Below are 23904 nucleotides of genomic sequence, written 5' to 3'. Positions count from 1 at the left end.
CTATCCGATATTTACCCCGCGCGTGAAGCCGACAAGCTGCTACACTCACCCGAGGCCATCTCCCGGAGGACCCATGAAATTAGGCTTCGCGTGTAAATATCTGGACGCTGACTTTAAACAACCGTTTCCCTTCAAATCCACCACCCGCACCCGGTTTTTAAGGCTGAGTCATGACGAGAGAGCCACGCTGCTTCATACGTTAGCCACCACCAATCTCACTAACCTGTATTTGATTTTCCAGCAACTGGCCCAACAGCCGCCTGCGCTACGGATGATGCGCATCGGCAGCGATTTACTGCCGCTCTATACCGTGCCTGAGGCCACGGCGCTGTATAACGAATTTTTGCCGACGCTGGCTCCGCTGTTCACCCAATGCGGGGCGTTCGCCAGAGCTAACGCTATCCGGCTGTCGTTTCACCCGGGGCAGTATTCGGTGCTGGCGTCAGACAATCTGCTGGTGGTGGAAAGAGCCCTGGAGGATGTCGAGTATCACGCGCTGTGCGCCACGCTGATGGGCTACGGCCAGGCGTTTCAGGACTTCAAAATCAATATTCATATGAACGGCAAAGCCGGATTTGCAGGCTTTAAACGCGCGTTCGGCAAGCTCAGCCCGCAAGCGCGGCGGATGCTGACGGTGGAAAATGATGAAATTTCCTGCTCGCTGGATGATGTGTTGCAGGCGAAAGCGCTATGCCCGGTTGTGGTGGATATCCACCATCACTGGGTGAAAGAGAATGCATTTCTTCAGCCGGACGACCCACGTATCGCGCAGGTTATTGACTCATGGCGCGGCGTAACGCCGGTGATGCATTATTCCGTCTCGCAGGAGGGCATTATCCCGGAGCAGGGTTTCCCGGATCAAAACGCCCTGAGCGTTGCGAAAACCAAACTCAGGGCGCACTCGGATTTTTACTTTAACGCCACGCTGAACGACTGGGCGCTGTCGTTTAACGGTTTCGACATTATGTGCGAAGTGAAAATGAAAAACCTTGCCCGCGACCGGCTGTACCACTATGCGCTGTCGCGGTCGTCTATTACTTCACTTTGACTTTGCTCGCCACCAGCAACGCGGTTAACAGCATCAGGGTGCCAGACAGCACCAGCGGGGAAAGCAACCCCAGGTTATCCAGCGCGAAACCACCTACCGCTGCGCCGCAGGTATTGGCCAACTGGATCACTGCCACCTGGATGGAGCCGGCTTTTTCCGCCTGATCGGCCAGCGAGCGGGTGATCCAGGTTGACCAGCCGACCGGCACCAGCGCAAACGACAGCCCCCAGATGATGGCAATGGCTGCGGCGACGACCTGGTGAGACCCCCATAACATCAGCACTAATGCGCTTAACGCCAGCATCAGCGGCGCGCAGGCCAGCGCCAGTTTTACGGAACGCTTCAGGATGTGCGAGGAGAACGAGGTGCCGACAAAACTGGCGATACCGAAGCTCAGCAGCACCAGCGTCAGGCCGTCAACGTCGAATCCCGCCAGGTTCATATAGATAGGGCGAATATAGGTAAAGAAAGAGAACTGCCCGGCGAAGGCCATAAAAATCGCCAGCATGCCCGCCAGCACGCCCGGACGCTTCAGCAGGCCAAACATATTCTGGTGGTGCTCAGTCTGCCCCGGCATTGTCGGCAACGCCTTCCAGACCCACACAATACAGGCGAATCCCATCAGCGCCGCCGCGTTAAACACCTGCCGCCAGCCGATGATCCCGCCGAGGAAACTCCCCAACGGCGCGGCAATCACTAACGCGATGGACACCGCGCCAAAAATCACCGACAGCGCTTTGGGTATACTGCGGGCGGGCACCAGCCGCATGGTCAGTGAGGCCGACATCGCCCAGAATCCGCCGAGCGCCAGCCCCAGGCAGGCACGGCCCATCAGCAACAGCGTAAAGTTATCGGCAAACGAGACCAGCAGGCAGGAGAGGGTCAGCAGCACGGAAAAGGCGATGACCACCAAACGGCGATCGGTTTTCCCGATGATCTGGGTAATAAACAGGCTGGCGAACATCGCGACAAACGCGGTCACCGTGACGGATTGCCCGGCTACGCCTTCCGAAACGCCGAGATCCTGCGCCATCGGCGTCAACAGGCTCACCGGAAGGAATTCGACGGTAATCAGGCAGGCCACGCAAAACGCGACGGCAAATACCGCCGACCAGTTGGGACGAGCTATCTCAGTAGTAAAAGGCGGTGCCTGCTGCACATCGATCATTATTGTTACCTGGCTTGGTTTTCAGCGAGAAAGTTGCGCAGTGTAACAAATTAAATCGTGATCTAATTAACATTTTGGCAACTTAACGTCATCCTGAGCCTTCTTCTTATCAGTGAAACCGGCAGGCCATACATAGAACAATGAATACTCTTTAACCCCGCCAACTTTCTGAATTCAGCGAGGCGGGATTAATTTCTTGCGAAGCGCATTCCGGCTTTTAACGCCTGTTTTGTTTATTAATTTTTTTCGCGTCATACTGCCGCTGTTTTCCGTCATAACCTGGCCTTTAATGCGCGGGTTCATCGTTTGATGTGATGTTTTTACCAATCCCCTCTGCTAAATTTAACAGGAGTTAATAAGTGTTATTAAAAGAGGCTATAGCGATGAGTTCTTCAACCAAACAGACCATTAGCGCGCAAATTCCGGTGGAACTCGCCAGTGCCGTTGAGCAACTGGCACGTGAACTGGATCGGTCAAAAAGCTGGATCATCAAAGAAGCGCTGACTGCCATGCTGGCAGAAAGAGAGCGTCGCCACCAGAGCGTACAGGCGGGACTGGATGATGTTACTGAGGGTAGGGTAATCGGCCATGCACAGATGAAGCATTTTGCCAGCCAGTTGAAGAAAGAGTAATAAATGGAAATTTACTGGACGCGTAAAGCTCAGAATGATCTGGCGCGAATTTATCGGTTTGCTCTTCAATATAGTCACCAACATGCGACAGAAGTGGTAGACCGTTTAATTACATCAAGCGCTGATCTTACCGAACATCCAGCTATGGGCATCCAGCAAACACGCTATCTTCCCAGAGAGGTAAGGAAAGTCTTGTTTGATGATTATGAAATTCATTATGAAATTGCGGGGAACGATATTTTTGTACTGGATCTCTGGGGCACCAGAGAGGATCGGTAAATAAACTGTCTGTAATGGTATTAATAGATCAGCCAGTCACCCGCACCTCTCTGTCTCCTTTACTTCACCGCCTCACTCCTCAGCCAGTTTTGCAACAGCACCCCATCCGGCGTCATATCGCTGTCTTTACGCATACACAGGTAGTAATCCCGGCCATCGTCAATCGCGTTATCAAATATCTTCACCAGCTCGCCGCTATCCAGATACCGGGCGATCAACGGTTCGCGCATCAGCGCACAGCCCAGCCCCGCCTGCACGCCCGCCAGGGTCAGTAAACCATCTTCAAACAGCGGCCCGGCAGAGCGGGGAGGGCGCTTAACGCCCTGTTGCACAAACCACTGGCCCCAGGTGGTGCGCTCTTCATCATGCAGCAGCGGCATTTGCAGCAGTTGATCCGGGGTATCGATATGGCCGTGCAGGCGCAAAAAATCGCGGCTGCATACCGGCACCATCCGCCCGGAGATCAGCTTTTCGCTCTGGTAGCCCGCCCACTGGCCGTTGCCGAAGCGGATCGACATATCCGACGCGTCGCTCAGGTAGTTGCGATGGTTGGCGTACACCACATTGATTTCGGTTTGCGGATTGGCGCGCATAAACGCGGGAAGACGAGGAATAAACCAGCCCATGCCGAACAGCGGGATCAGGCTGATCGTCACCTGGCGAGTTAACGCCTGATCCACCAGATGCTCTGTGGCCTGGCGCAGCACATTAAACGCCGCGCGGATCGAGCGGTAATATTCGCGCCCCTGCTGGCTGAGGATCAGCCTGCGCCCCTGACGTTCGGTCAGCGGCATTTGCAGATAGCCCTCCAGCACCCTGAGCTGATGGCTCACGGCGGAGGGCGAGATCGCCAGCTCCTGCGCCGCCAGGGTAACGCTGCCCAGCCGGGCGATGGCTTCAAAGGCGCGTACCGCCCGCAGCGGCGGATCGTTGGCCAGCCGGCTGTCGGCATAATCAGGTAGCAGGGACTGTTCTGTTTTATTCATATATTGATTTCTTTAGGGTAATTCGCCCATGTCGTGTGTTTGGCATTCTCTTTTAAATCATTGACATAAAACAAGTTCGAAAAATCATAAGAAATAATATATGCGTATTTTACAATTTAATTCACTTATTAGATGTTACCCGCTGAAAGAGCACTTTGTCGGGTAACCACGTTGGACACACTCATACAACAACTGATCAATGGCGTGATGCTGGGCAGTATCTACGCGCTGATCGCGCTGGGCTATACCATGGTGTATGGCATTTTGCGCATTATTAACTTTGCACATGGCGATATTTTGATGGTCGGCGCGTTAACCACGCTGTCGGCGCTTAACGTTCTGAACAGCCATTTTCCCGCAATGCCGCAACTGCTCCAGCTGGGGTTCGCGCTGGTCATCGCAATGGCGGTGTGCGCCCTGCTGGCGATGGCGGTAGAGCGCTTCGCCTATCGCCGTCTGCGCAACGCGCCGCGTCTGGCGCCGCTGATTTCGGGGATCGGCGTTTCGGTCCTGCTGCAAACCGTGGCGATGATTATCTGGAGCCGCAACCCGCTGATGTTCCCGCAGATCCTGCCGATGGACCCGATTACCGTTACCGCCGGCAGCGCGGCACATCCGCCTGCGATTATCACCGTCACCGGTATCGTCACCGTGGTACTGGCGCTGGTGGTGATGGTCGGCCTGTGGCTGCTGGTGGAGTACACCCGCCTGGGCCGCGGGATGCGCGCCGTGGCGGAAAACCCCCGCGTCGCTACCCTGATGGGCGTTAACCCCAACGCGATTATTACCCTGACCTTCGCCATCGGCGGCGTGTTTGCCGCGCTGGCGGGGGTGATGATGGCCAGCAACTACGGCAACGCCAGCTTCTCGATGGGCTTCCTGCCGGGCATCAAAGCCTTTACCGCAGCGGTCCTCGGCGGCATCGGCAATATTCGCGGCGCGATGATCGGCGGCATTCTGCTGGGGATTATCGAATCCCTCGGCGCGGGCTACCTGGGTGAACTGACCAACGGCGTGTTTGGCAGTAACTATCAGGACGTATTCGCCTTTATCGTGCTGATTCTGGTGCTGGTGTTCCGTCCGGCAGGGTTACTTGGCGAGCGCGTGGCGCACAGGGCGTAGGGGAAAACATGACAACTGCACAACTTCAGGCGCCTGCCGTTCCTCGCCGTTTCTGGTCCGGCATGACGCTGTTTATTCTCGCGCTGCTGATTGCGCCCGTGGTCGCCAGCCAGCTTGGCGGCAACTACTGGGTGCGCGTCATCGACTTCGCGCTGCTCTACATTATGTTGGCGCTCGGGCTGAATATCGTGGTCGGCTATACCGGCCTGTTGGATATGGGCTTTATCGCCTTTTACGCCGTAGGGGCGTATCTGGCGGCGCTGCTGGCCTCGCCGCATCTGCTGGAGGTCTTTCCGCTCCTGGCGGCGTGGTTCCCGGACGGGCTACACACCTCGTATTTATTGATTATCCCGATTGCCGCACTGCTGGCGGCGGTGTGCGGCATTCTGCTCGGCGCGCCGACCCTGAAACTGCGCGGTGACTATCTGGCGATTGTCACCCTCGGCTTCGGGGAAATCATTCGTATCCTGATGCGCAATCTCGATCGCCCGGTCAACATCACCAACGGCGCGAAAGGCATTACCGGCGTCGATACCCTGAACCTGTTCGGCCTGAAATTCAGCGGCGTCTACCACTGGTTCGGCGTGAAGGTTCCGGCGCTGTGGCTGTGGTACTACCTGCTGATGCTGGTGATTGTCGCCATTATTTTCGTCTGCCTGCGCCTCCAGCATTCGCGCATTGGCCGCGCCTGGCATGCCATTCGTGAAGACGAAGACGTGGCCCGCGCCATGGGCATCAATGTGCGTAACTATAAGCTGCTGGCCTTCGCTATGGGCGCGTCGTTTGGCGGCGTGGCGGGGGCGCTGTTTGGCGCGTTCCAGGGCTTTGTTTCCCCGGAATCCTTCACCCTTCAGGAGTCCATCGCGGTACTGGCGATGGTGGTGCTCGGCGGCATGGGCCATATCCCCGGTGTGATCCTCGGCGCGGTGCTGCTGACCGCGCTGCCGGAAATCCTGCGCAGCCAGGCGGCACCGGTGCAGCAGGCGCTGTTTGGCACGGTACTGATCGACCCGGAAATCCTGCGCCAGTTGTTCTATGGCCTGGCGCTGGTGGGCGTGATGCTGGTGCGTCCGTCCGGCATCTGGCCGGTACGCCATAAGGAGATAACAGCATGAGCCTGCTAACCGTGCGCAATATGTCCAAACGCTTTGGCGGCCTGACGGCGGTGGACAACGTCTCCCTGACCATTAACGCCGGGGAGATCTACGGCCTGATTGGCCCGAACGGGGCGGGCAAAACCACCTGCTTTAACCTGATCACCGGGCTGTATCCGGCGGATTCCGGCGAGTTTTTGATTGCCGATAAGCCCTATACCCCAAAGCACATCGAAAAGGTCACGGCGGCGGGGATCGCCCGCACCTTCCAGAACGTGCGGCTGTTTAACGACATGTCAGTGCTGGAAAACGTGATGGTGGGCCGCCACGTGCGTACCCGCAACGGCTTATGGGCGGCGCTGTCGCGCCATAAGCGCGCCCGCGCTGAAGAAACCGACACCCGCGAACAGGCGTGGCGCTGGCTGGAATATACCGGCATCGCCAAATTCGCCCACTATCGCGCCTGCGACCTGGCCTACGGCCATCAGCGTCGGCTGGAAATCGCCCGCGCGCTGGCAACCGACCCGCTGCTGCTGGCGCTGGATGAGCCCGCCGCCGGGATGAACGCGGTGGAAAAATCGGCCCTCGGCGAACTGCTGATGCGCATCCGCGACGATGGCAAAACCCTGCTGATTATTGAACATGACGTGAAACTGGTGATGGGCATCTGCGATCGTCTTACCGTGCTGGATTACGGCAAAACCCTGGCCAGCGGCACGCCGGAGACCGTGCGCCGCGACCCGGCGGTGATCGCCGCATGGCTTGGAGGCAACGCCCATGTCTGAGTTATTAACCGTTGAGCGTCTGGATGTGCACTACGGCGGCATCCAGGCGGTACGCGATGTTTCATTCAGCCTGAAAGAGGGCGAGCAGGCCACATTGATCGGTGCTAACGGCGCGGGGAAAAGCTCCACGGTGCGCGCTATCACCGGGCTGGAAACCTTTGGCGGGGAGATCACCTTCAACGGCCAGCCGGTGCGCAAGCGCCAGGCCGAAGCGTTATTGCGCGACGGGCTGGTGATGGTGCCGGAGGGGCGCGGGATTTTCGCCCGCATGACGGTGCTGGAAAACCTCCAGATGGGCGCCTGGCTGCGCCGCGACACGGCAGCGGTGAAGCAGGAAATGAACCAGATATTCGAGCGCTTTCCGCGCCTCGGCGAGCGCCAGAATCAGCTTGCCGGGCTGCTGTCCGGCGGCGAACAGCAACTGCTGGCGCTTAACCGCGCGCTGCTCAGCCGCCCGCGTCTGCTGATCCTCGATGAGCCGTCAATGGGCCTGGCTCCGAAGATGGTCGAAAACATTTTTGAAGTGATCGCCGGGCTGCGCCATCAGGGCGTGGCGCTGCTGCTGATCGAGCAAAACGCCCGGCTGGCGCTGGAAGTGACCGACCGCGCCTGGGTTATGGACAGCGGCAGTATTGTCCACCAGGGCGACTCGCAGGCCATGCTGGACGATGACCAGATTGCACAGATTTATTTGGGCGATATGCCCGTTTAACACACCAACCAATACCAGGGAAAAACAATGAAAACAGCAAAAATCAGTGCGCTCAGCGCCGCCATTCTGCTCAGCGGTTTTGCCTCAACCGGCGCATGGGCCGCCGACAGTGAAACCGTGGTGATCGGCCTGGCAGGCCCGCTGACCGGTCCGTCCGCCCGTATCGGCAAGGATCTGGAAAACGGCGCGCAACTGGCGATCGACGACGTTAACAAACAGCACCTGACCATCGGCGGCAAAGCGGTGACCTTCAAACTGCAATCCGAAGACGACCAGTCTGACCCGCGTACCGCCGTCGCGGTGGCGCAGCGTCTGGTGGACAGCGGCGTCGCGGGCGTGGTGGGCCACTGGAACACCGGCACCAGCATCCCGGCAGCGCGCGTGTATCACGATGCGGGCATCGCCCAGGTGGCTCCGGTCGCCACTGGCCACGCCTATACCAAACAGGGTTTCGACACCAGCTTCCGCGTGATGGGCCACGACGATGACGGCGGCCAGTACGCCGGTAAATACGCCGTTGAAACCCTGAAGGCGAAACGCATCGCGGTCATCGACGACCGTACCGCGTTCGGCCAGGGGCTGGCGGATGAGTTCATCAAATCGCTGGAAGCCCAGGGCGTGAAAATTGTTGACCGTCAGTACGTTGACGACAAAACCGTGGACTTCAGCGCCGTGCTGACCGCCATCCGCAGCAAAAACGCCGACCTGATTTTCTTCGGCGGGGTAGATAGCCAGGCGGCACCGCTGGCGCGCCGTATCAAGCAATTGGGCATGAACGCCACGCTGATGGGCGCGGGCGGCTTCGTGAGCCAGACCTTCCTGCAACTGGCCCAGAAAGAGGGCGAGGGCGTAGTAGCGCTGGAGCCAGGTCTGCCGGTGGACCAGATGCCGGGCGGTAAAGCGTTTGAGCAGGCGTACCAGTCGCGCTGGCACACCCATATCGAACTGCACGCGCCGTTCGCCTATGACGCCACCCGCGTGCTGGTGGCCGCGATGCAAAAAGCCGATTCCGTTGACCCGGCTGACTACCTGCCCGCGCTGCGCGCTATCAACTATTCCGGCGTCACCGGCCAGATCGCCTTTGACAATCAGGGCAACCTGAAATCCCCGTCATTTACCGTTTACAAAGTGGTCGACGGCAAATGGCAGCCGCAAACCGTACTGGGCGGCGCAAACGCGAAGTAACGCAGTGAGGCAATGTGATGAGTGATAATAATGAGCTGGGCATCCTCGCCCGCCGCAAAATTGAAGCAGAAATTATTAAGCCGATTTATGAAATCCTGGTGCGCGAGATAGGGAAAGCCCGCGCCCAGGCGGTGATTGGCGAAGCCATTGAGCAGGCTGCCATTAACGCCGGGAAAGAATTTGCCGCTAAAGAACCCAACGGCGCAGACGTGAAAAGCTTTATCGCCCTGCAATACCTGTGGGAGAAGGACAACGCCCTGGACGTAAAAGTCATTGATGCCGACGACCAGCAGTACAACTACAACGTGACCCGCTGCCGTTATGCCGAGATGTATCACGAGATGGGGCTTGGCGAGATCGGCCATCTGCTCTCCTGCGCCCGGGATGAAAAATTCATCGTCGGTTACGCGCCGGATGTGGAACTGACCCGCACCTCCACCATTATGCAGGGCGGCTCATGTTGCGACTTCCGCTACCGCAGCACGAAGGACAAGGCATGATCGCCGTTAACGCCGCGCGCCTGTGGTCTACGCTTGAGACGTTGGCGCAAATCGGCGGTACCCCGGCGGGCGGCGTCACCCGTCTGGCGCTGAGCGAAGAAGATCGCCTTGCCCGCAACTTGCTGCGCGATTGGGCGCGGGAAGCCGGGTTTAGCTGCGACGTTGACAGCATGGGCAATATGTTTATCCGCCGCGCGGGTAAAAACCCTCAACTCGCCCCGGTAATGACCGGCTCGCACGTCGATTCCCAGCCGCTGGGCGGGCGCTATGACGGCATCTACGGAGTGCTGGCCGGGCTGGAAGCGCTGCGCGCGCTAAACGACCACGCCATCGAAACCGAACGCGATATCGTGCTGGTGAACTGGACCAACGAAGAGGGCGCGCGTTTTGCGCCCGCGATGCTGGCCTCCGGCGTCTGGTCCGGGCAGTTTTCCGAGCAGTTTGCCTGGTCCCGGGCGGATAGCGCAGGCGTCACCGTGGGCGAGGCGCTGGAAGCGATTGGCTATAAAGGTCAGACCCCGACCCGCGCGTTCCCGGTTCATGCCTGCTATGAACTGCATATTGAGCAGGGCCCGATTCTGGAAGATGAAGCCATCGATATCGGTTTAGTGCATGCGGCGATGGGCCAGCGTTGGTTTACCCTCACTCTGGACGGCTTTGCCGCCCATGCGGGCACCACGCCGATGCACAGCCGTCGCGATGCGCTCACCGCGTTTGCCGAACTGGCGCTGAAGGTCGAAGCGATCGGCGTGCAACATGCGCCAGACGGACGTGCCACCATCGGCATGGCGCATATCACGCCGAACTCGCGCAACGTAATACCGTCCCGTGTGATATGCAGCGTGGAATTTCGCCATCCGCAAACCGAGGCGCTGGTCGCGATGGAAACCGCACTGCGCCAGGCGGCCGACAACCTGGCGGCGCGCGGCGTGACGGCGAACGTAGAGCGGATTTTCGATTACGCGCCCATCGCCTTTGATGCGGCCTGCCTGAGCCGCAGCGAACAGGCGGCGCGGGAATGGGGTTACAGCACCAAACGCATGGTGTCCGGTGCGGGCCACGATACCTGTTACATCAGCAAAATCGCCCCGGCGAGCATGATTTTTATTCCCTGCGTAAAAGGCATCAGCCATAACGAAGCGGAAAACATTCATCAATCCTGGGCGGAAAAGGGCGCGAATGTGTTGTTGACAAGTTTGTTGCTGGCGGCGCAGGAAAAGTAAATCACGCAAATGCGGCGGTAACGCCGCATTGCACGGCAACCCTAACGTAAAAGCTGCTCGTGAAAGGAACTCTTTCATTTTTTTAGCAAAATATATTCTCTTCATTAAGCCTTTCATCTTTCTCACTTCCCTGCCGTTCTGAGCGGTAATGTCCCTGCGCTGCTTTGTGACTGACTCCCTTCACTTTTCACCCCATAGTCTATGATTGATTTTCGTATGGAACCTGGTGTCACGGTATCTGGAGACCGTTTCAATCCCCCTCTCTTTGCGGTGCCAGCCTCTTCAGGACAACCTGGAGACGACCGGCCCGTGGTGGCATTCAGGTCTGATTTTCGCGTTTAAGCTACTGGAGCTCGCCTCGGCGACGAAAGCGCGATGGCGTGCATTGCTCACTTTTGGGTTAAACGAGGCATTGATATGGGATCTAAAACGTTTGTTAAAAGCTGGGGCAGCGAGTTTGTAACGGATGGCGTAGTGCGCTTTCGCCTGTGGGCACCGGGGCAGGAAAGTATCACGCTGAGACTCAACGGCGAAGAGCAGCCGATGAAAGCCGCCGACGAGGGCTGGTTTGAGCATCAGGCAACCGGCGTATCGGCTGGCGCTGAGTACCAGTTTGTGCTCGCCGACGGTATGGCGGTCCCCGATCCGGCATCCCGGGCGCAAAAAGCCGATGTCAACGGGCCTTCGCTGGTTATCGACCCCTACCAGTACGCCTGGCAAAACACCGGCTGGCGGGGGCGTCCGTGGGAAGAAACGGTGGTCTATGAGATGCACTTCGGCACCTTTACCCCGGAAGGCACCTACCGCGCGGCGATTGAAAAGCTGCCGTACCTCGCCGAACTCGGCATTACCATGATCGAAGTGCTGCCCGTCTCGCAGTTTGGCGGCAATCGCGGCTGGGGTTACGACGGCGTGCTGCTTTACGCGCCGCATTCCGCCTACGGCACGCCGGATGATTTCAAAGCGTTTGTCGATGCCGCCCACGGGTATGGTCTGTCGGTGGTGCTGGACATTGTGCTTAACCACTTCGGCCCGGAAGGCAACTATCTGCCGCTGCTGGCCCCGGATTTCTTCCATAAAGAGCGCATGACCCCGTGGGGGCCCGGCATCGCCTATGACGTGGACGCGGTGCGCCGTTATATTGTCGAAGCGCCGCTCTACTGGCTGAAGGAGTACCACCTCGACGGCCTGCGCTTTGACGCCATCGACCATATCCATGATGTCTCGGAAAAACACGTGTTGAATGAGATTGCCGAACGCATCCGCGCGGAAATCACCGACCGGCCCATTCATCTGACCACCGAAGACAGCCGCAATATCATCGATCTGCATCCGCGTGATGCCGATGGTCGCGCGCCACTGTTTACCGCGGAATGGAACGACGATTTTCATAATGCGGTGCATGTATTCGCCACCGGGGAAACCCACGCCTATTACGCAGATTTTGCCGAACAGCCGGAACAACACGTCGCCCGCACGCTGGCGGAAGGGTTTGCCTGGCAGGGAGAATACTCGCCCCATGCCGGTAAAGAACGCGGCGTGGACAGCACCGGCCAGCCGCCCATCGCCTTTGTCGATTTTATCCAGAACCACGATCAGACCGGCAACCGCGCGCACGGCGACCGGTTGATCGGGCTGGCGGGCGAGGATCGCACCAAAGTGCTGCTCGCCACGCTGCTACTCTCGCCGCATATCCCGCTGCTGTTTATGGGCGAAGAGTACGGCGAAACCAACCCGTTCCTGTTCTTTACCGACTTTCACGGCGAGCTGGCTAAAGCGGTGCGCGAAGGGCGCGCCAGAGAGTTTAAAGGCCATCACGGCCACGATGGCGAAGACGTGCCCGATCCCAACGCCGCACAAACGTTCGAACGCTCGAAGCTGGACTGGCACCGCCGCTGTAGCGAGCAGGGCAAACAGTGGCTGGCGCTGACCCGGCAACTGCTGCAACTGCGCCAGCAGCATATCGTGCCGCTGTTGGCGAACGCGCAAGGAGCCGGGAAGGTGGTGAAAACCGCACCGGGCTTTGTCGCCGTAAGCTGGTCGTTGCGTGAGGCCACGCTGTCAATGGCGCTGAATATCGGGAATGCCGCGCAGCCGCTACCGGTTTTTCCTGGCGAGACGATTTTCGCCTGGCCGAACGCGGTAGATGAGCTGCCGCCGAATTCCATTATTGTCCGGCTTGCTTCAGGAGAGGCTATTTGATGATACCCACCGCGACGTATCGTATTCAGTTTCGCAACGGCATGACCTTTGACCGCGCGGCCGCGCTGGTTCCTTATCTTAAGCGGCTGGGCATTAGCCATCTGTATGCCTCGCCGATTTTTACGGCGACAGCGGGATCGACCCATGGCTATGACGTCACCGACGCCAACCAAATCGACCCGTCTATCGGCGGGCGCGATGGCTTCGACCGTATGGCGAAAACCCTGAAAGAGGCCGGGCTGGGGCTGATTCTCGATATCGTGCCGAACCATATGGCGACATCGCTGGAAAACGCCTGGTGGCGCGATGTGATTGAGCATGGCGAAAACAGCCGCTACGCCCGGCATTTTGATATCGACTGGACGCGCCGCCTGACGCTGCCGTTTCTCGGCGACACCTTTGAAGCGGTGCTGGAAAGCGGCGATATTTGCATTAAGGCCGATCCGCAAACCGGCAAACCGGTGCTGGCCTATTTCGAAAACTTATATCCGCTGACTCCGGAAAGCTGGCAGGGCCGCGAACAAGAGGTGCTGAGCCTGACCGATAAAGCGGCCATCGCTGAACTGCATGAGCGCCAGCCGTACCGCCTGATGTCGTGGCGGGACGCGCCGCGCGAGCTGTCGTTCCGCCGCTTTTTTGAAGTCACCGGGCTGGTGGGGATGCGGGTGGAGGACGACGCGGTGTTTGATGACACCCACCGGCTGATCCTCGAGCTGGTGCATTCCGGCGCGGTGGATGGATTGCGCATCGACCACGTCGACGGGCTCGCCGATCCCAAAGCCTATGTGGAAAAACTGCGCCAGCAGGCCGGGCCGGATTGCTACATCACCGTGGAAAAAATCCTCGGCAAGGGCGAGCATCTGCCTCAGGACTGGCCGATTTCCGGCACCACCGGCTACGAGTTTATTTCGTCGCTATCCGAAGTGCTGGTGGACGACGAGCAAATTGACGCGCTGCGCGACGTCTACCACAGCGTGGTGGGCCAGCCGGTGGATATCAAAGCCGAATTGCGCGCCGCCAAACTGCTGATGGTGGATCGCAATTTCGAAGGGGAGTTCACCCGGCTACTCAACCTGGCGGTCACTATTGCCGAAGCGGAAGGCGTGGCGCTTGATGAGCCCACTATCCGGGCGGCGCTGCGTGAACTGCTGATCGCCTTCCCGGTGTATCGCACCTACGGCACGCTACAGGGGATGCCAGAGGAAGGGCAGGCGCTACTGGCGAAAATCATTGATAAGGTGAAAGCCAGCGAGTTTGCGCCCGAGCCGGCGGCGCTTGATTTCCTGACCCGAGTGCTGCATGGCGAGGTATCCGCTGGCGCGTCGGACACCGCCGGGCACTTTCGCACCCGCTTCCAGCAGTTAACCGGCCCGCTGATGGCCAAATCGGTGGAGGACACGCTGTTCTTCCGCCAGAACATGGGGCTGGCGCTCAATGAAGTTGGGGCCGAGCCGGTACAGCGCGCGTTTTCGCTCGACCGCTTCCACAAAGAGATGAAAACCCGGCTGGAACGCCAGCCGGATGCGATTTCCAGCACCTCGACCCATGACACCAAACGTGGTGAAGACGCCCGCGCCCGGCTGTACACGCTCACCGAAGCGCCGCAGCTGTGGGATGAATGTTTCGCCCGCTGGCGGCAGATGAACCAGACCAAAGTGGTGTTTCTTAACGATGGCACCGCGCCGCGCGGCGTGGACACCTGGATGCTGTATCAGGCGCTGGCGGGAGTGTGGCCCGCCACGCTGCAACCCGATGATGAAGCGGGCATCCGGGCGCTGGAGGCGCGTTTTCTGGAGTTTGTCGAAAAGGCGTTGCGTGAAGCCAAGCTGCGCACCGACTGGGTCGACAGCAACGAAGCCTATGAAAACGCGGTGCTGGATTACGCCCGGCATATGCTGGATCCGGCGAATCAGACTTTCCTGCAGGATTTTTACGCGGGGCTCCAGCCGTTTATCCACGCGGGCCTGGTCAACAGCTTGACTCAGACGGTGATCAAACTGACCGCGCCGGGCGTGCCGGATATCTATCAGGGCAGCGAGGCGCTCAACTTCAGCCTGGTTGACCCGGATAACCGCCGCGACCCGGATTTCGCTACCCTGGAACGGATGCTGGACGACGAGCGCCCCAACTTCAGCGCCGAAGAGAACTGGCTCAGCGGCCAGGTGAAACAGCGGGTCATCGCGCATGTGCTGCGATTGCGTCAGCAAAAACCGCTGCTGTTTCGCCGCGGTGACTATCTGACGCTGGCGGCCTCGGGTAAACGGGCGGATAACGTCATCACCTTCGCCCGGGCGCAGGATGACGATGCGCTGATCGTTATCGCCCCGCGGCTGGTATTTAGCGCGCTGCACGGCGGCTTTGAGTTGCCCCATACCGAACTCTGGACGGAGACGGAAATCCGGTTGCCGGAACGGCTGGCTAACCAGCGCTATCGCGACATTCTTAGCGGAAAAGAGATCTTACTGACGGACCGCATCGACCTTAATTCGGTCGATTCCTGTTCATCCGTCTTGCTGCAACGGGTTAACTCTTCTGAAAGCTAAAACGTTAGCCGCTGCATTTGCTGAAATTTCTGGTTCCAAGAGAGGGATTCATGTCTAAAGGTAAACCGTTTGAAATCCTGGCGGGGCACGCACACCAGCTCGGTGCCAACTACGATGGCGAAGGCGTAAACTTTGCGATTTTCTCCGCCCATGCGCAACGTATTGAACTGTGTCTTTACGATCCCACCGGTAAAGTTGAAATTGCCCGGCGCGATCTGCCGGAATGTACCCACGAAGTGTGGCACGGCTACGTGCCGGGCCTGAAGCCTGGCGCGTTGTACGGCTTTCGCGTTCATGGTCCTTACGATCCGGAGAATGGCCACCGCTTCAACCCCAATAAACTGCTGCTCGACCCCTACGCCCGAGATCTGGTGGGCGACCTTGAGTGGAACGAAGCCCATTTCGCCTACGACCTCTATCATGAGGATAAGGACCTGACCTTTGACGAGCGCGACAGCGCGCCGTTTACCCCAAAATGCCGGGTTATCGATCCTAATGAGTTTAACTGGCACGATCAGAACCGCCCGACCGTTCCGTGGCCGAAAACCGTGATCTACGAAACCCACGTCAAAGGGTTTACCCAGCTTAATTCCGCGCTGCCGGAAGAGATGCGCGGCACCTACGACGGTATGAGCCATAAATCCACCGTTCAGTACATTAAGAGCCTCGGCGTTACCTCGGTGGAGCTGTTGCCGGTGCACTGGTTCCCGGACGACCAACACCTGCTGGAGCGCGGGCTTAAAAACTTCTGGGGCTATAACTCGCTGGGCTTTTTCGCGCCCGCCTCGCGCTACTTTGGGCCGCGCGGCATCCAGGGCTTCCGCGATATGGTGCGCGCTTTCCACGACGAGGGCATCGAAGTGATCCTCGACGTGGTGTACAACCACACCGCCGAGGGTAACGAACTGGGCCCGACGCTGTCGTTTAAGGGTATCGACAACTTCTCCTATTATCGCACCATGCCCGATCAGCACCGCTATTACATCAACGATACCGGGACCGGTAACACGGTAAACACCTCCCATCCACGCGTATTGCAGATGGTGATGGATTCCCTGCGTTACTGGGCGGATTCGATGCATATCGACGGTTTTCGTTTCGACCTGGGCACCATCCTTGGCCGTGAGCCGGAAGGCTTTGACCAGCGCGGCGGCTTCTTCGACGCCATCATGCAGGACCCGAAACTCTCCCGCCTGAAGCTGATTGGCGAACCCTGGGACATTGGTCCCGGCGGCTATCAGGTGGGCGGCTTCCCGCCGGGCTGGGCGGAGTGGAACGACAAATACCGCGATACGGTGCGCGAATACTGGAAGGGCGATAACGTCTCAACCGATTTCGCCGCGCGTTTGCTGGGGTCCGGCGATCTCTACGATCAGCGTGGCCGCCGCCCGTGGGCCAGCGTTAACTTTATTACTGCCCATGACGGCTTCACCCTCAACGACCTGGTGTCGTACAACGAGAAGCACAACGAGGCCAACGGCGAAGATAATAACGACGGCCACAACGATAATCGCTCGTATAACTACGGCGCGGAAGGCCCGACCGACGACGAAGGCATTAACGCGGTGCGCGAGCGCCAGAAACGTAACTTCCTCGCCACGCTGTTCTTCTCCCACGGCACGCCGATGCTGCTGGCGGGGGACGAATTTGGCCGCAGCCAGATGGGCAATAACAACGGTTACTGTCAGGACAGCGAGATCTCCTGGATCCACTGGGACAACCTGCCGGCGTCCAGCGAAGCGCTGCGCGAGTTCACGCGCCATCTGATCAAACTGCGCGCCGAGCAGCCGCTGCTGCGCCGCGATAACTGGCGCGACGGCATGGTGATCGAATGGTTCAACGCCGGCGGCGGCCCGCAGCAACCGGAACAGTGGGACGAAGGGTCAACCCTGGGGGTATACATTGGCCGCACCGACTTCCAGACTGAAGAGGGTATCTGGCACGACATTCTGATACTGTTCAACCCGTTTGAGGGCAACGTGCCGTTCCGCATCCCACAGTTCGGCGAAGGCGGCTGGGTGCTGGAACTGAGCACCTCCGAGACGGTAGAGCCGGGTCTGGTGATCACCAAAGAGAAGGATTTTGAACTGGAAGGGCGCAGTATGGCGCTGTTCAGAAGGCCGTAAAATTTAACATTATCCTTATAGTTAACAATAGGATAGATCTACAAAAAAACCGGATTGTCCTGCCAGACTAGCCGGTTTTTTTATATCTCGGAGCTGACTATTATGTCGGGAAATATATTTTCCCTGTCTTCAAAATGGCTGCTTTTAATTAAATTCCAGCCTGGCAAAATCCTGTTCCAGCGATATTTGCAGGTGCCGATCGTCACCAGTGATATAAAGATATCTTAAATTAAACTATGGGACTGACATCACACTTTTGCCATAGCCATATTGTCTTACGATCGCTGGCTGTTACATTACCTGCAAATGGATTGTTACTGCATTGGCAGGCGAAACCTGATTTCTGGCTTATGTCGGAGGTCGGGTTTTTTTGTTTTCCGGGGTTCAGATGAAAATCGCCAAGATTCTTAATAATAACGTGGTGGTTGTACTCGATGAACATCAGCGCGAGCAGGTCGTGATGGGGCGTGGGCTGGCATTCCAGAAACGTGCTGGCGAAGACCTGGATGAAACCAAAATCGAGAAAGTTTTTGCGTTGCAGGATGCGGGTATGGCGGGACGGCTTTATGAGTTGTTAAGTCAAATTCCGTTGGAGGTCATTACCACCTGTGATCGTATTATTGAAATGGCGCGTCAACGTTTGGGGAAATTACAGGACAGTCTTTACATTACGCTAACGGATCATTGTCATTTTGCTATTGAGCGTCATAAAAATGGTGTGCCAATAAAGAATGTTTTGCTGTGGGAAATAAAACGCCTTTACCCAAAAGAGTATGAAATTGGGCAGGAAGCGCGCGCGATGATCCATCGTCGTCTTGGGGTGGAATTACCGGAAGATGAGTCAGGATTTATCGCTCTGCATCTGGTTACCGGGCAGCTTAATAGTGAAATGCCGGAAGTCATGCATATTACCCATGTGATGCAGGAGATTTTGCAGATCGTTAAGTATCAGTTGCGGTTGGAATATCAGGAAGAGTCATTGAGTTATCACCGGCTGGTCACTCATCTGAAATTTTTTGCGCAACGCATGATGACCCGTACCGTGGTGCCAGATGACGATTTTTCTCTTCATTCGGCAGTCAAAGAGAATTACACCGTCGCCTGGCGATGCGCAGAAAAAGTTGCAAAGCATTTGCATCAGAAATATCAGCGAGATTCGACAACCGAAGAAATTATGTTTCTCGCAATACACATTGAACGGGTAAGAAAAGAAGGGCGATAGCGCCCGGCGATTACGCCACCTTTGGATTGTTACTGCACTATGCAGGCAAAACCTGAACGCAGACTTCATCGTCAGCGCTCGGGTTTTTTTTTATCCGCAGTATTCAACAATTGAAGTAAGGGAAAGCGAATATGGGCTATCAAACACTGGCGAAAGAAATTCTTAGCCATGTTGGGGGGAAAGAGAATATTGCCAGTCTCATCCATTGTGCGACCCGGCTGCGATTTAGATTAAAAGACAGCGCGCTGGCGGATGCTGAAGGCCTGAAAGCAAAGCCGGGTATCATCATGGTGGTGGAGAGTGGTGGCCAGTTTCAGGTGGTAGTCGGTAACCATGTGGGTGAAGTTTGTCAGGCGGTGCGCGCTGAGGCGGGTATTACGGATGACACGCCTGTCAGCGGTGAAACTAAACAAAAAAGCTCGTTGCTCAGTAGCGCTATCGATATTATCTCTGCGATTTTTACGCCGTTTATCGGCGTGATGGCGGCATCCGGCATTTTAAAAGGGTTGCTGGCACTGGGCGTGGTTGCCGGCCTGTTCAATACCGACAGCGGGACTTATAAAATACTCTTCGCAGCAAGCGATTCGCTGTTCTATTTCTTCCCGATTATTCTGGGCTATACGGCGGGCAAAAAATTTGGCGCAAGCCCCTTCGTCACAATGGCGATTGGCGGGGCATTAACACATCCGCTGATGATCCAGGCTTTTGAGGCAACCCGGCTACCTGGCGCGCCGGTTGAATACTTCTTTGGTATACCGGTGACCTTTATCAATTACAGCGCTTCTGTTATTCCGATCATTATCGCAGCCTGGGTAACTAGCCATATTGAACGTCGCTGTAGCCCACTTTTCCCGTCTGCCGTGCGTAATTTCTTTACGCCGCTGGTGTGTATCGCCGTGGTGACGCCACTGACCTTTCTGGTCATCGGCCCGCTGGCGACCTGGCTAAGCCAGATACTGGCTCATGGCTACCAATGGATCTATAACCTCGCGCCCTGGTTGGCTGGCGGTGTGATGGGCGCGATCTGGCAGGTATGCGTGATCTTCGGTCTGCACTGGGGACTCGCGCCATTAATGATCAACAACCTGACCGTATTTGGGCACGATTCTATGGTCCCTATGTTGCTTCCGGCGATTATGGGGCAGGTCGGTGCCGCGCTGGGCGTATTCCTGCGTACCCGTGACGCGCGGTTAAAGACGCTCGCCGGTTCCGCCGTTTCTGCCGGGATTTTTGGCATCACGGAGCCTGCCGTGTATGGCGTGAACTTGCCTAACCGTCGGCCCTTTATTTTTGGCTGTATCGCTGGCGCATTGGGCGGCGCATTCATCGGTTGGAGCCAGACTCTCGTCTATTCCTTTGGCCTGCCAAGCGTACTTACCTTGCCGCAACTTATTCCGCCCTCTGGACTGGATTTCACCGTATGGGGCGGCGTGATCGGCATGTTCGGCGCGGCGATTCTGGCCTGTGTAATGACATGGTTTGCCGGGCTGCCTGCGGAAAAACCGAAAGATGAAGCGGTTATCGTGGAAAAAGCAGGTGAAAACGACGTGCTTGCCCCATTAAGCGGAACGGTGCTGCCGCTGGAAAATGTGCCTGACGCGACCTTTTCAAGCGGACTTTTAGGGCAGGGCGTCGCCATTATTCCAAACGATAACCGTGTCATCGCGCCGTTTGACGGTGAAGTCGCCTCGCTGTTTCAGACTAAACATGCCATCGGAATTCTAAGTGAAAGCGGGGTGGAGGTGCTGATCCATGTGGGTATCGACACCGTAAAACTGGATGGTCAGCATTTCACCGCACACGTTAAACCTGGCGATAAAGTGCGGGCTGGCGACCTGTTGCTTGAATTCGATCGTCAGGCGATCCGCAGTGCGGGTTATGACCTCGCCACGCCAGTTATTATCAGTAACAGCGATGACTTCCGGAACGTCGAAACGGCAAATACCAGCACCATCACAATGGGTACGCGACTGTTATCCCTTAGTCGCTAAAAAATGGAGAAGAACATGAAAGTATTTCCAGAAACATTCTTATGGGGCGGTGCCATTGCGGCGAATCAGGTTGAAGGCGCATGGCAGGAGGACGGCAAAGGCCCTTCCACCTCGGATATGCAACCCTGGGGCATCCTGGGCGCGACGCGCGAACGTACACCAGGTGACAGCAATATCAAAGATATCGCCATCGATTTTTACCGTCGTTACCCGGAAGATATCGCGCTGTTTGCTGACATGGGTTTTACCTGTCTGCGCGTCTCTATTGCCTGGACGCGGATTTTCCCGAACGGCGATGAAAATACGCCTAACGAGGCGGGGCTGGCGTTTTACGACAACTTGTTTGATGAATTGGCAAAACACAGCATTACGCCGCTGGTCACGCTGTCCCATTATGAAATGCCCTGGGGTCTGGTAAAACAGTACGGCGGTTGGGGAGATCGTCAGACGATTGATTTCTTCGAACGCTATGCCCGCACCGTTTTCTCTCGTTACCAGGACAAAGTAAAGCTGTGGCTCACGTTTAATGAAATCAATATGGCACTCCATGCACCGTTAACCGGCGTTGGCTTGCCGGAAAACAGCAGCGAGTCGGAGATCTATCAGGCCATCCATCACCAGTTAGTGGCCAGTGCCCGGGCTGTGTGCGCCTGCCATGAAATTATTCCCGACGCCAGAATCGGCAACATGCTGCTCGGTGCGTTGATGTATCCGCTAAGTTGCAAACCGGAAGATGTATTAAAAGCGCAGCAGGAAAACCATGGCTGGCAGTTCTTTGGCGATGTGCAGTGCCGCGGCAACTATCCAGGCTATATGCAACGTTACTTCCGGGAAAACAATATCGTGCTGGAAGTGACACCGCAGGATCGTGAAGACCTGCGGACTACCGTAGATTTTGTTTCCTTCAGCTACTACATGACCGGTTGCGTTACCACCGATGATGAGCTGAATAATCAGGCGCGCGCAAATATTCTCAATATGGTGCCAAACCCGCATCTGAAAAGCTCTGAGTGGGGATGGCAGATCGATCCGATAGGCCTGCGCACCCTGCTCAATGAACTCTGGGACCGCTATCAGAAACCGTTATTCATTGTCGAAAACGGCCTGGGCGCCAAAGACAGCCTTAATGCAGATGGCGAAATAATTGATGATTACCGCATCAGTTATCTCAACGACCATCTGGTACAGGTCCGTGAAGCGATTGACGATGGCGTTGAGGTGATGGGGTATACCTCCTGGGGGCCGATTGATTTGGTGAGCGCCTCGAAAGCTGAAATTTCCAAGCGCTACGGATTTATTTATGTCGATCGCGACGACGAGGGCAATGGTACGCTGAAGCGTATTCCTAAAAAAAGTTACTACTGGTATCAGCAGGTTATTAATAGCCGGGGTGCCGCACTGAAATAAATTTAGTCGAAATACCATAGGGCGCGATGACTTTTTAAGTAATTGCTCCCTTTGTTAATCAAGGCCCGACTTCGGGAGGGCTTTATTTTGTCTCGCGCAGGGATGCCGGAAATACTATTCGGCCAGCCTGCACATGAATTATTCAACGATCAGTTTAGAACATCCTCTACTTTAACCGTGCAATAGGCATTTAAAATGAATAAAAAGTTGGCACATTTTTCTTTATCTCTGTTCGCGCTTTTACCAGGTTTGACATTTGCTGATACCACATCGCTACAAGATTATGTTCCCGTTGAGGACCGTCTGGCAAAACTTGAAGCGGATAACGATAAACTTAAAGATTTTAACTTTGCAGGCTATTTCCGCGGCGGCTGGGAAACGGCGGCAAACGGAACCACTAATGCGACAGTCACAGTGGGTAAAGGCGTTACGCCATCTGGTATCAGCTATGAAAGGCCTAACTGGGCACAGGGGGCGCTGGGGCGTTACGGTAACGAATTTTATGGCTGGTACGATCTGATTTTTTCACAGCGTTTTTATAATAAAGACGGTGTTTCAATGAAAGCGGTAGTGATGCTGGATGGCTCTATCGATCTTGACAGCAGCAATAACAACTTTGCTAAATCGGAAGGCAATGATATTTCATTTGGCAAAATGTACCTCGAAACTAAAGGATTGGTGCCGAATCATCCAGAGGCCCTGTTCTGGGTAGGACGAAATCAGCTTCCTGCTAAAGAAATTCTGATGTTCGACTGGAAATATGCGTATACCGCGGAAGGGGGCGGCGCAGGTATTCAAAATCTGAGCATTGGACCCGGCGCGCTCGACCTTGCCGTTGGCCGTAATGATTACAAGGTGTTCAAAACCAACCTGAGCGGCAGTACTAACGTAGCCACGAATACCGTACAGATGCGGTATAACAATATTAAACTCGCACAGGATTTAACCCTAGGTTTCCATGGCGATTACACCATGGCGAATCCATCGGACACACAAAAACAGCGTGCGGCGGACGGGGAGATTTTTGATCTCAAAGATGCCTTCCTGGCTGGCGTGGCATTAAAGAAAACGCAAACCGATAAAAGCTTTAATGAACTCATCTTTCAGGTGGCTAATAACGGAATGGCAACCAATATGAGCCGTATTCATGGCGCCAATCCCTATCTTGGACACAGTGACAATTATTTCGGCGAACAAAGTGGTGGCGTACTTTATCGCGCAGTAACCCAGGGTGAGAATTTTATCGGCGATCATTTTGGTATTGTTCATGCGATAGCCTTTGGTAAGGCCAGTGATATTGCCGATCCTGAAACCTTTGCTCCTCATTCAGATATCACCTTTATCCGCTCCGCTATTCGGCCTGCCTATATCTGGGAAAATTATAATCAGACCGGCGTGGAACTGGGCTATTTTAAACAGGACAGCAAACAGTACGGTGAAACCCTTATCGAGTCCGGATATAAAACCACGTTTTTCCATTCAATCCGCTTCGAAAAAAGCAGCTTCGGTTTATTGCCTGAAATACGTTTTTATGCCACGTATCTCAAAGCTATTGATAACCAACTTGATAATGTCGTTTTCTCTGATAACAAAGACGATCAGTGGAAGTTCGGTATTTCAGCAAATGTGATGTTTTTCTGATTACCAGAAAAACACGCTGGTATAAATAAGGAGAAATA

The 23904-nt window shown here is 56.2% G+C and carries 19 protein-coding genes; 17 read left to right on the top strand and 2 right to left on the bottom strand.

Annotated features, from left to right (window positions below; all coding sequences use genetic code 11):
* Positions 1-73 precede the first annotated feature (73 nt).
* A complete protein-coding gene (locus tag FHW74_RS20305; protein ID WP_183172143.1) occupies positions 74-1048 on the top strand; it encodes a UV damage endonuclease UvsE in 975 nt (324 codons plus the stop codon).
* Here the strand turns inward: FHW74_RS20305 and nepI are convergent.
* The gene (nepI, locus tag FHW74_RS20300; RefSeq protein WP_183172142.1) at positions 1035-2216 is read right to left on the bottom strand and encodes a purine ribonucleoside efflux pump NepI; all 1182 of its coding nucleotides are present in this window, start codon (positions 2214-2216) and stop codon (positions 1035-1037) included. The two genes, FHW74_RS20305 and nepI, sit on opposite strands and share 14 nt — an antisense overlap.
* Positions 2217-2599: 383 nt before the next feature.
* Between nepI and FHW74_RS20295 the strand changes: the two genes are divergently transcribed.
* Both FHW74_RS20295 and FHW74_RS20290 read left to right on the top strand, forming a co-directional pair.
* A complete protein-coding gene (locus FHW74_RS20295; RefSeq protein WP_183172141.1) occupies positions 2600-2848 on the top strand; it encodes a CopG family ribbon-helix-helix protein in 249 nt (82 codons plus the stop codon).
* Positions 2849-2851: 3 nt separating this feature from the next.
* Positions 2852-3127, top strand: coding sequence for a type II toxin-antitoxin system RelE/ParE family toxin (locus FHW74_RS20290; RefSeq protein WP_183172140.1), 276 nt, complete (start codon positions 2852-2854; stop codon positions 3125-3127).
* Positions 3128-3186: 59 nt separating this feature from the next.
* On the opposite strand, the gene FHW74_RS20285 is transcribed toward FHW74_RS20290, so the two are convergent.
* Positions 3187-4113 (bottom strand): LysR substrate-binding domain-containing protein, encoded by a 927-nt coding sequence (locus FHW74_RS20285; protein WP_183172139.1) that lies wholly within the window; start codon positions 4111-4113, stop codon positions 3187-3189.
* 171 nt (positions 4114-4284) lie between these two features.
* Between FHW74_RS20285 and FHW74_RS20280 the strand changes: the two genes are divergently transcribed.
* From FHW74_RS20280 to FHW74_RS20215, 14 genes are all read left to right on the top strand, one after another.
* Entirely contained in the window at positions 4285-5235 is a 951-nt protein-coding gene (locus tag FHW74_RS20280; RefSeq protein WP_183172138.1) for a branched-chain amino acid ABC transporter permease, read from the top strand.
* An 8-nt stretch (positions 5236-5243) separates the two neighbouring features.
* Positions 5244-6350, top strand: coding sequence for a branched-chain amino acid ABC transporter permease (locus FHW74_RS20275; protein WP_183172137.1), 1107 nt, complete (start codon positions 5244-5246; stop codon positions 6348-6350).
* The gene (locus FHW74_RS20270) at positions 6347-7114 is read left to right on the top strand and encodes an ABC transporter ATP-binding protein (protein WP_183172136.1); all 768 of its coding nucleotides are present in this window, start codon (positions 6347-6349) and stop codon (positions 7112-7114) included. Before FHW74_RS20275 ends, FHW74_RS20270 begins: the two co-directional genes overlap by 4 nt.
* Positions 7107-7826 (top strand): ABC transporter ATP-binding protein, encoded by a 720-nt coding sequence (locus tag FHW74_RS20265; RefSeq protein WP_183172135.1) that lies wholly within the window; start codon positions 7107-7109, stop codon positions 7824-7826. The genes FHW74_RS20270 and FHW74_RS20265 overlap by 8 nt, the downstream gene beginning before the upstream one ends.
* A 27-nt stretch (positions 7827-7853) precedes the next feature.
* A complete protein-coding gene (locus FHW74_RS20260) occupies positions 7854-9011 on the top strand; it encodes a branched-chain amino acid ABC transporter substrate-binding protein (protein WP_183172134.1) in 1158 nt (385 codons plus the stop codon).
* 17 nt (positions 9012-9028) lie between these two features.
* Complete coding sequence (locus tag FHW74_RS20255; RefSeq protein ID WP_125295086.1) at positions 9029-9511, top strand: L-2-amino-thiazoline-4-carboxylic acid hydrolase; 483 nt, start codon at positions 9029-9031, stop codon at positions 9509-9511.
* Positions 9508-10734: a Zn-dependent hydrolase gene (locus FHW74_RS20250; RefSeq protein ID WP_183172202.1), complete on the top strand. Its 1227-nt coding sequence runs from the start codon at positions 9508-9510 to the stop codon at positions 10732-10734. The genes FHW74_RS20255 and FHW74_RS20250 overlap by 4 nt, the downstream gene beginning before the upstream one ends.
* Before the next feature lie 417 nt (positions 10735-11151).
* Positions 11152-12936 carry a malto-oligosyltrehalose trehalohydrolase gene (gene treZ / locus FHW74_RS20245; protein WP_183172133.1) on the top strand — a complete coding sequence of 595 codons (1785 nt, stop codon included), beginning with the start codon at positions 11152-11154 and terminating at the stop codon, positions 12934-12936.
* Positions 12936-15479: a malto-oligosyltrehalose synthase gene (gene treY / locus FHW74_RS20240; RefSeq protein ID WP_183172201.1), complete on the top strand. Its 2544-nt coding sequence runs from the start codon at positions 12936-12938 to the stop codon at positions 15477-15479. The genes treZ and treY overlap by 1 nt, the downstream gene beginning before the upstream one ends.
* Before the next feature lie 50 nt (positions 15480-15529).
* Positions 15530-17605 carry a glycogen debranching protein GlgX gene (glgX, locus tag FHW74_RS20235; protein ID WP_183172132.1) on the top strand — a complete coding sequence of 692 codons (2076 nt, stop codon included), beginning with the start codon at positions 15530-15532 and terminating at the stop codon, positions 17603-17605.
* A 388-nt stretch (positions 17606-17993) separates the two neighbouring features.
* Positions 17994-18827: a BglG family transcription antiterminator LicT gene (gene licT, locus FHW74_RS20230; RefSeq protein ID WP_183172131.1), complete on the top strand. Its 834-nt coding sequence runs from the start codon at positions 17994-17996 to the stop codon at positions 18825-18827.
* Positions 18828-18958: 131 nt separating this feature from the next.
* Positions 18959-20818 carry a PTS beta-glucoside transporter subunit IIABC gene (bglF, locus tag FHW74_RS20225; RefSeq protein WP_183172130.1) on the top strand — a complete coding sequence of 620 codons (1860 nt, stop codon included), beginning with the start codon at positions 18959-18961 and terminating at the stop codon, positions 20816-20818.
* A 15-nt stretch (positions 20819-20833) separates the two neighbouring features.
* On the top strand, positions 20834-22225 hold the full coding sequence (locus tag FHW74_RS20220; RefSeq protein ID WP_183172129.1) for a glycoside hydrolase family 1 protein: 1392 nt from the start codon (positions 20834-20836) through the stop codon (positions 22223-22225).
* 195 nt (positions 22226-22420) lie between these two features.
* Positions 22421-23866, top strand: coding sequence for a carbohydrate porin (locus FHW74_RS20215; RefSeq protein WP_183172128.1), 1446 nt, complete (start codon positions 22421-22423; stop codon positions 23864-23866).
* Positions 23867-23904: the final 38 nt, after the last annotated feature.

It is taken from the genome of Atlantibacter sp. RC6 (genome assembly GCF_014193285.1).
Classification (GTDB): Bacteria; Pseudomonadota; Gammaproteobacteria; order Enterobacterales; family Enterobacteriaceae; genus Atlantibacter.
The sequence above is the reverse complement of the archived record's forward strand: the minus strand, read 5'-3'. Positions and strand labels throughout refer to the sequence as shown.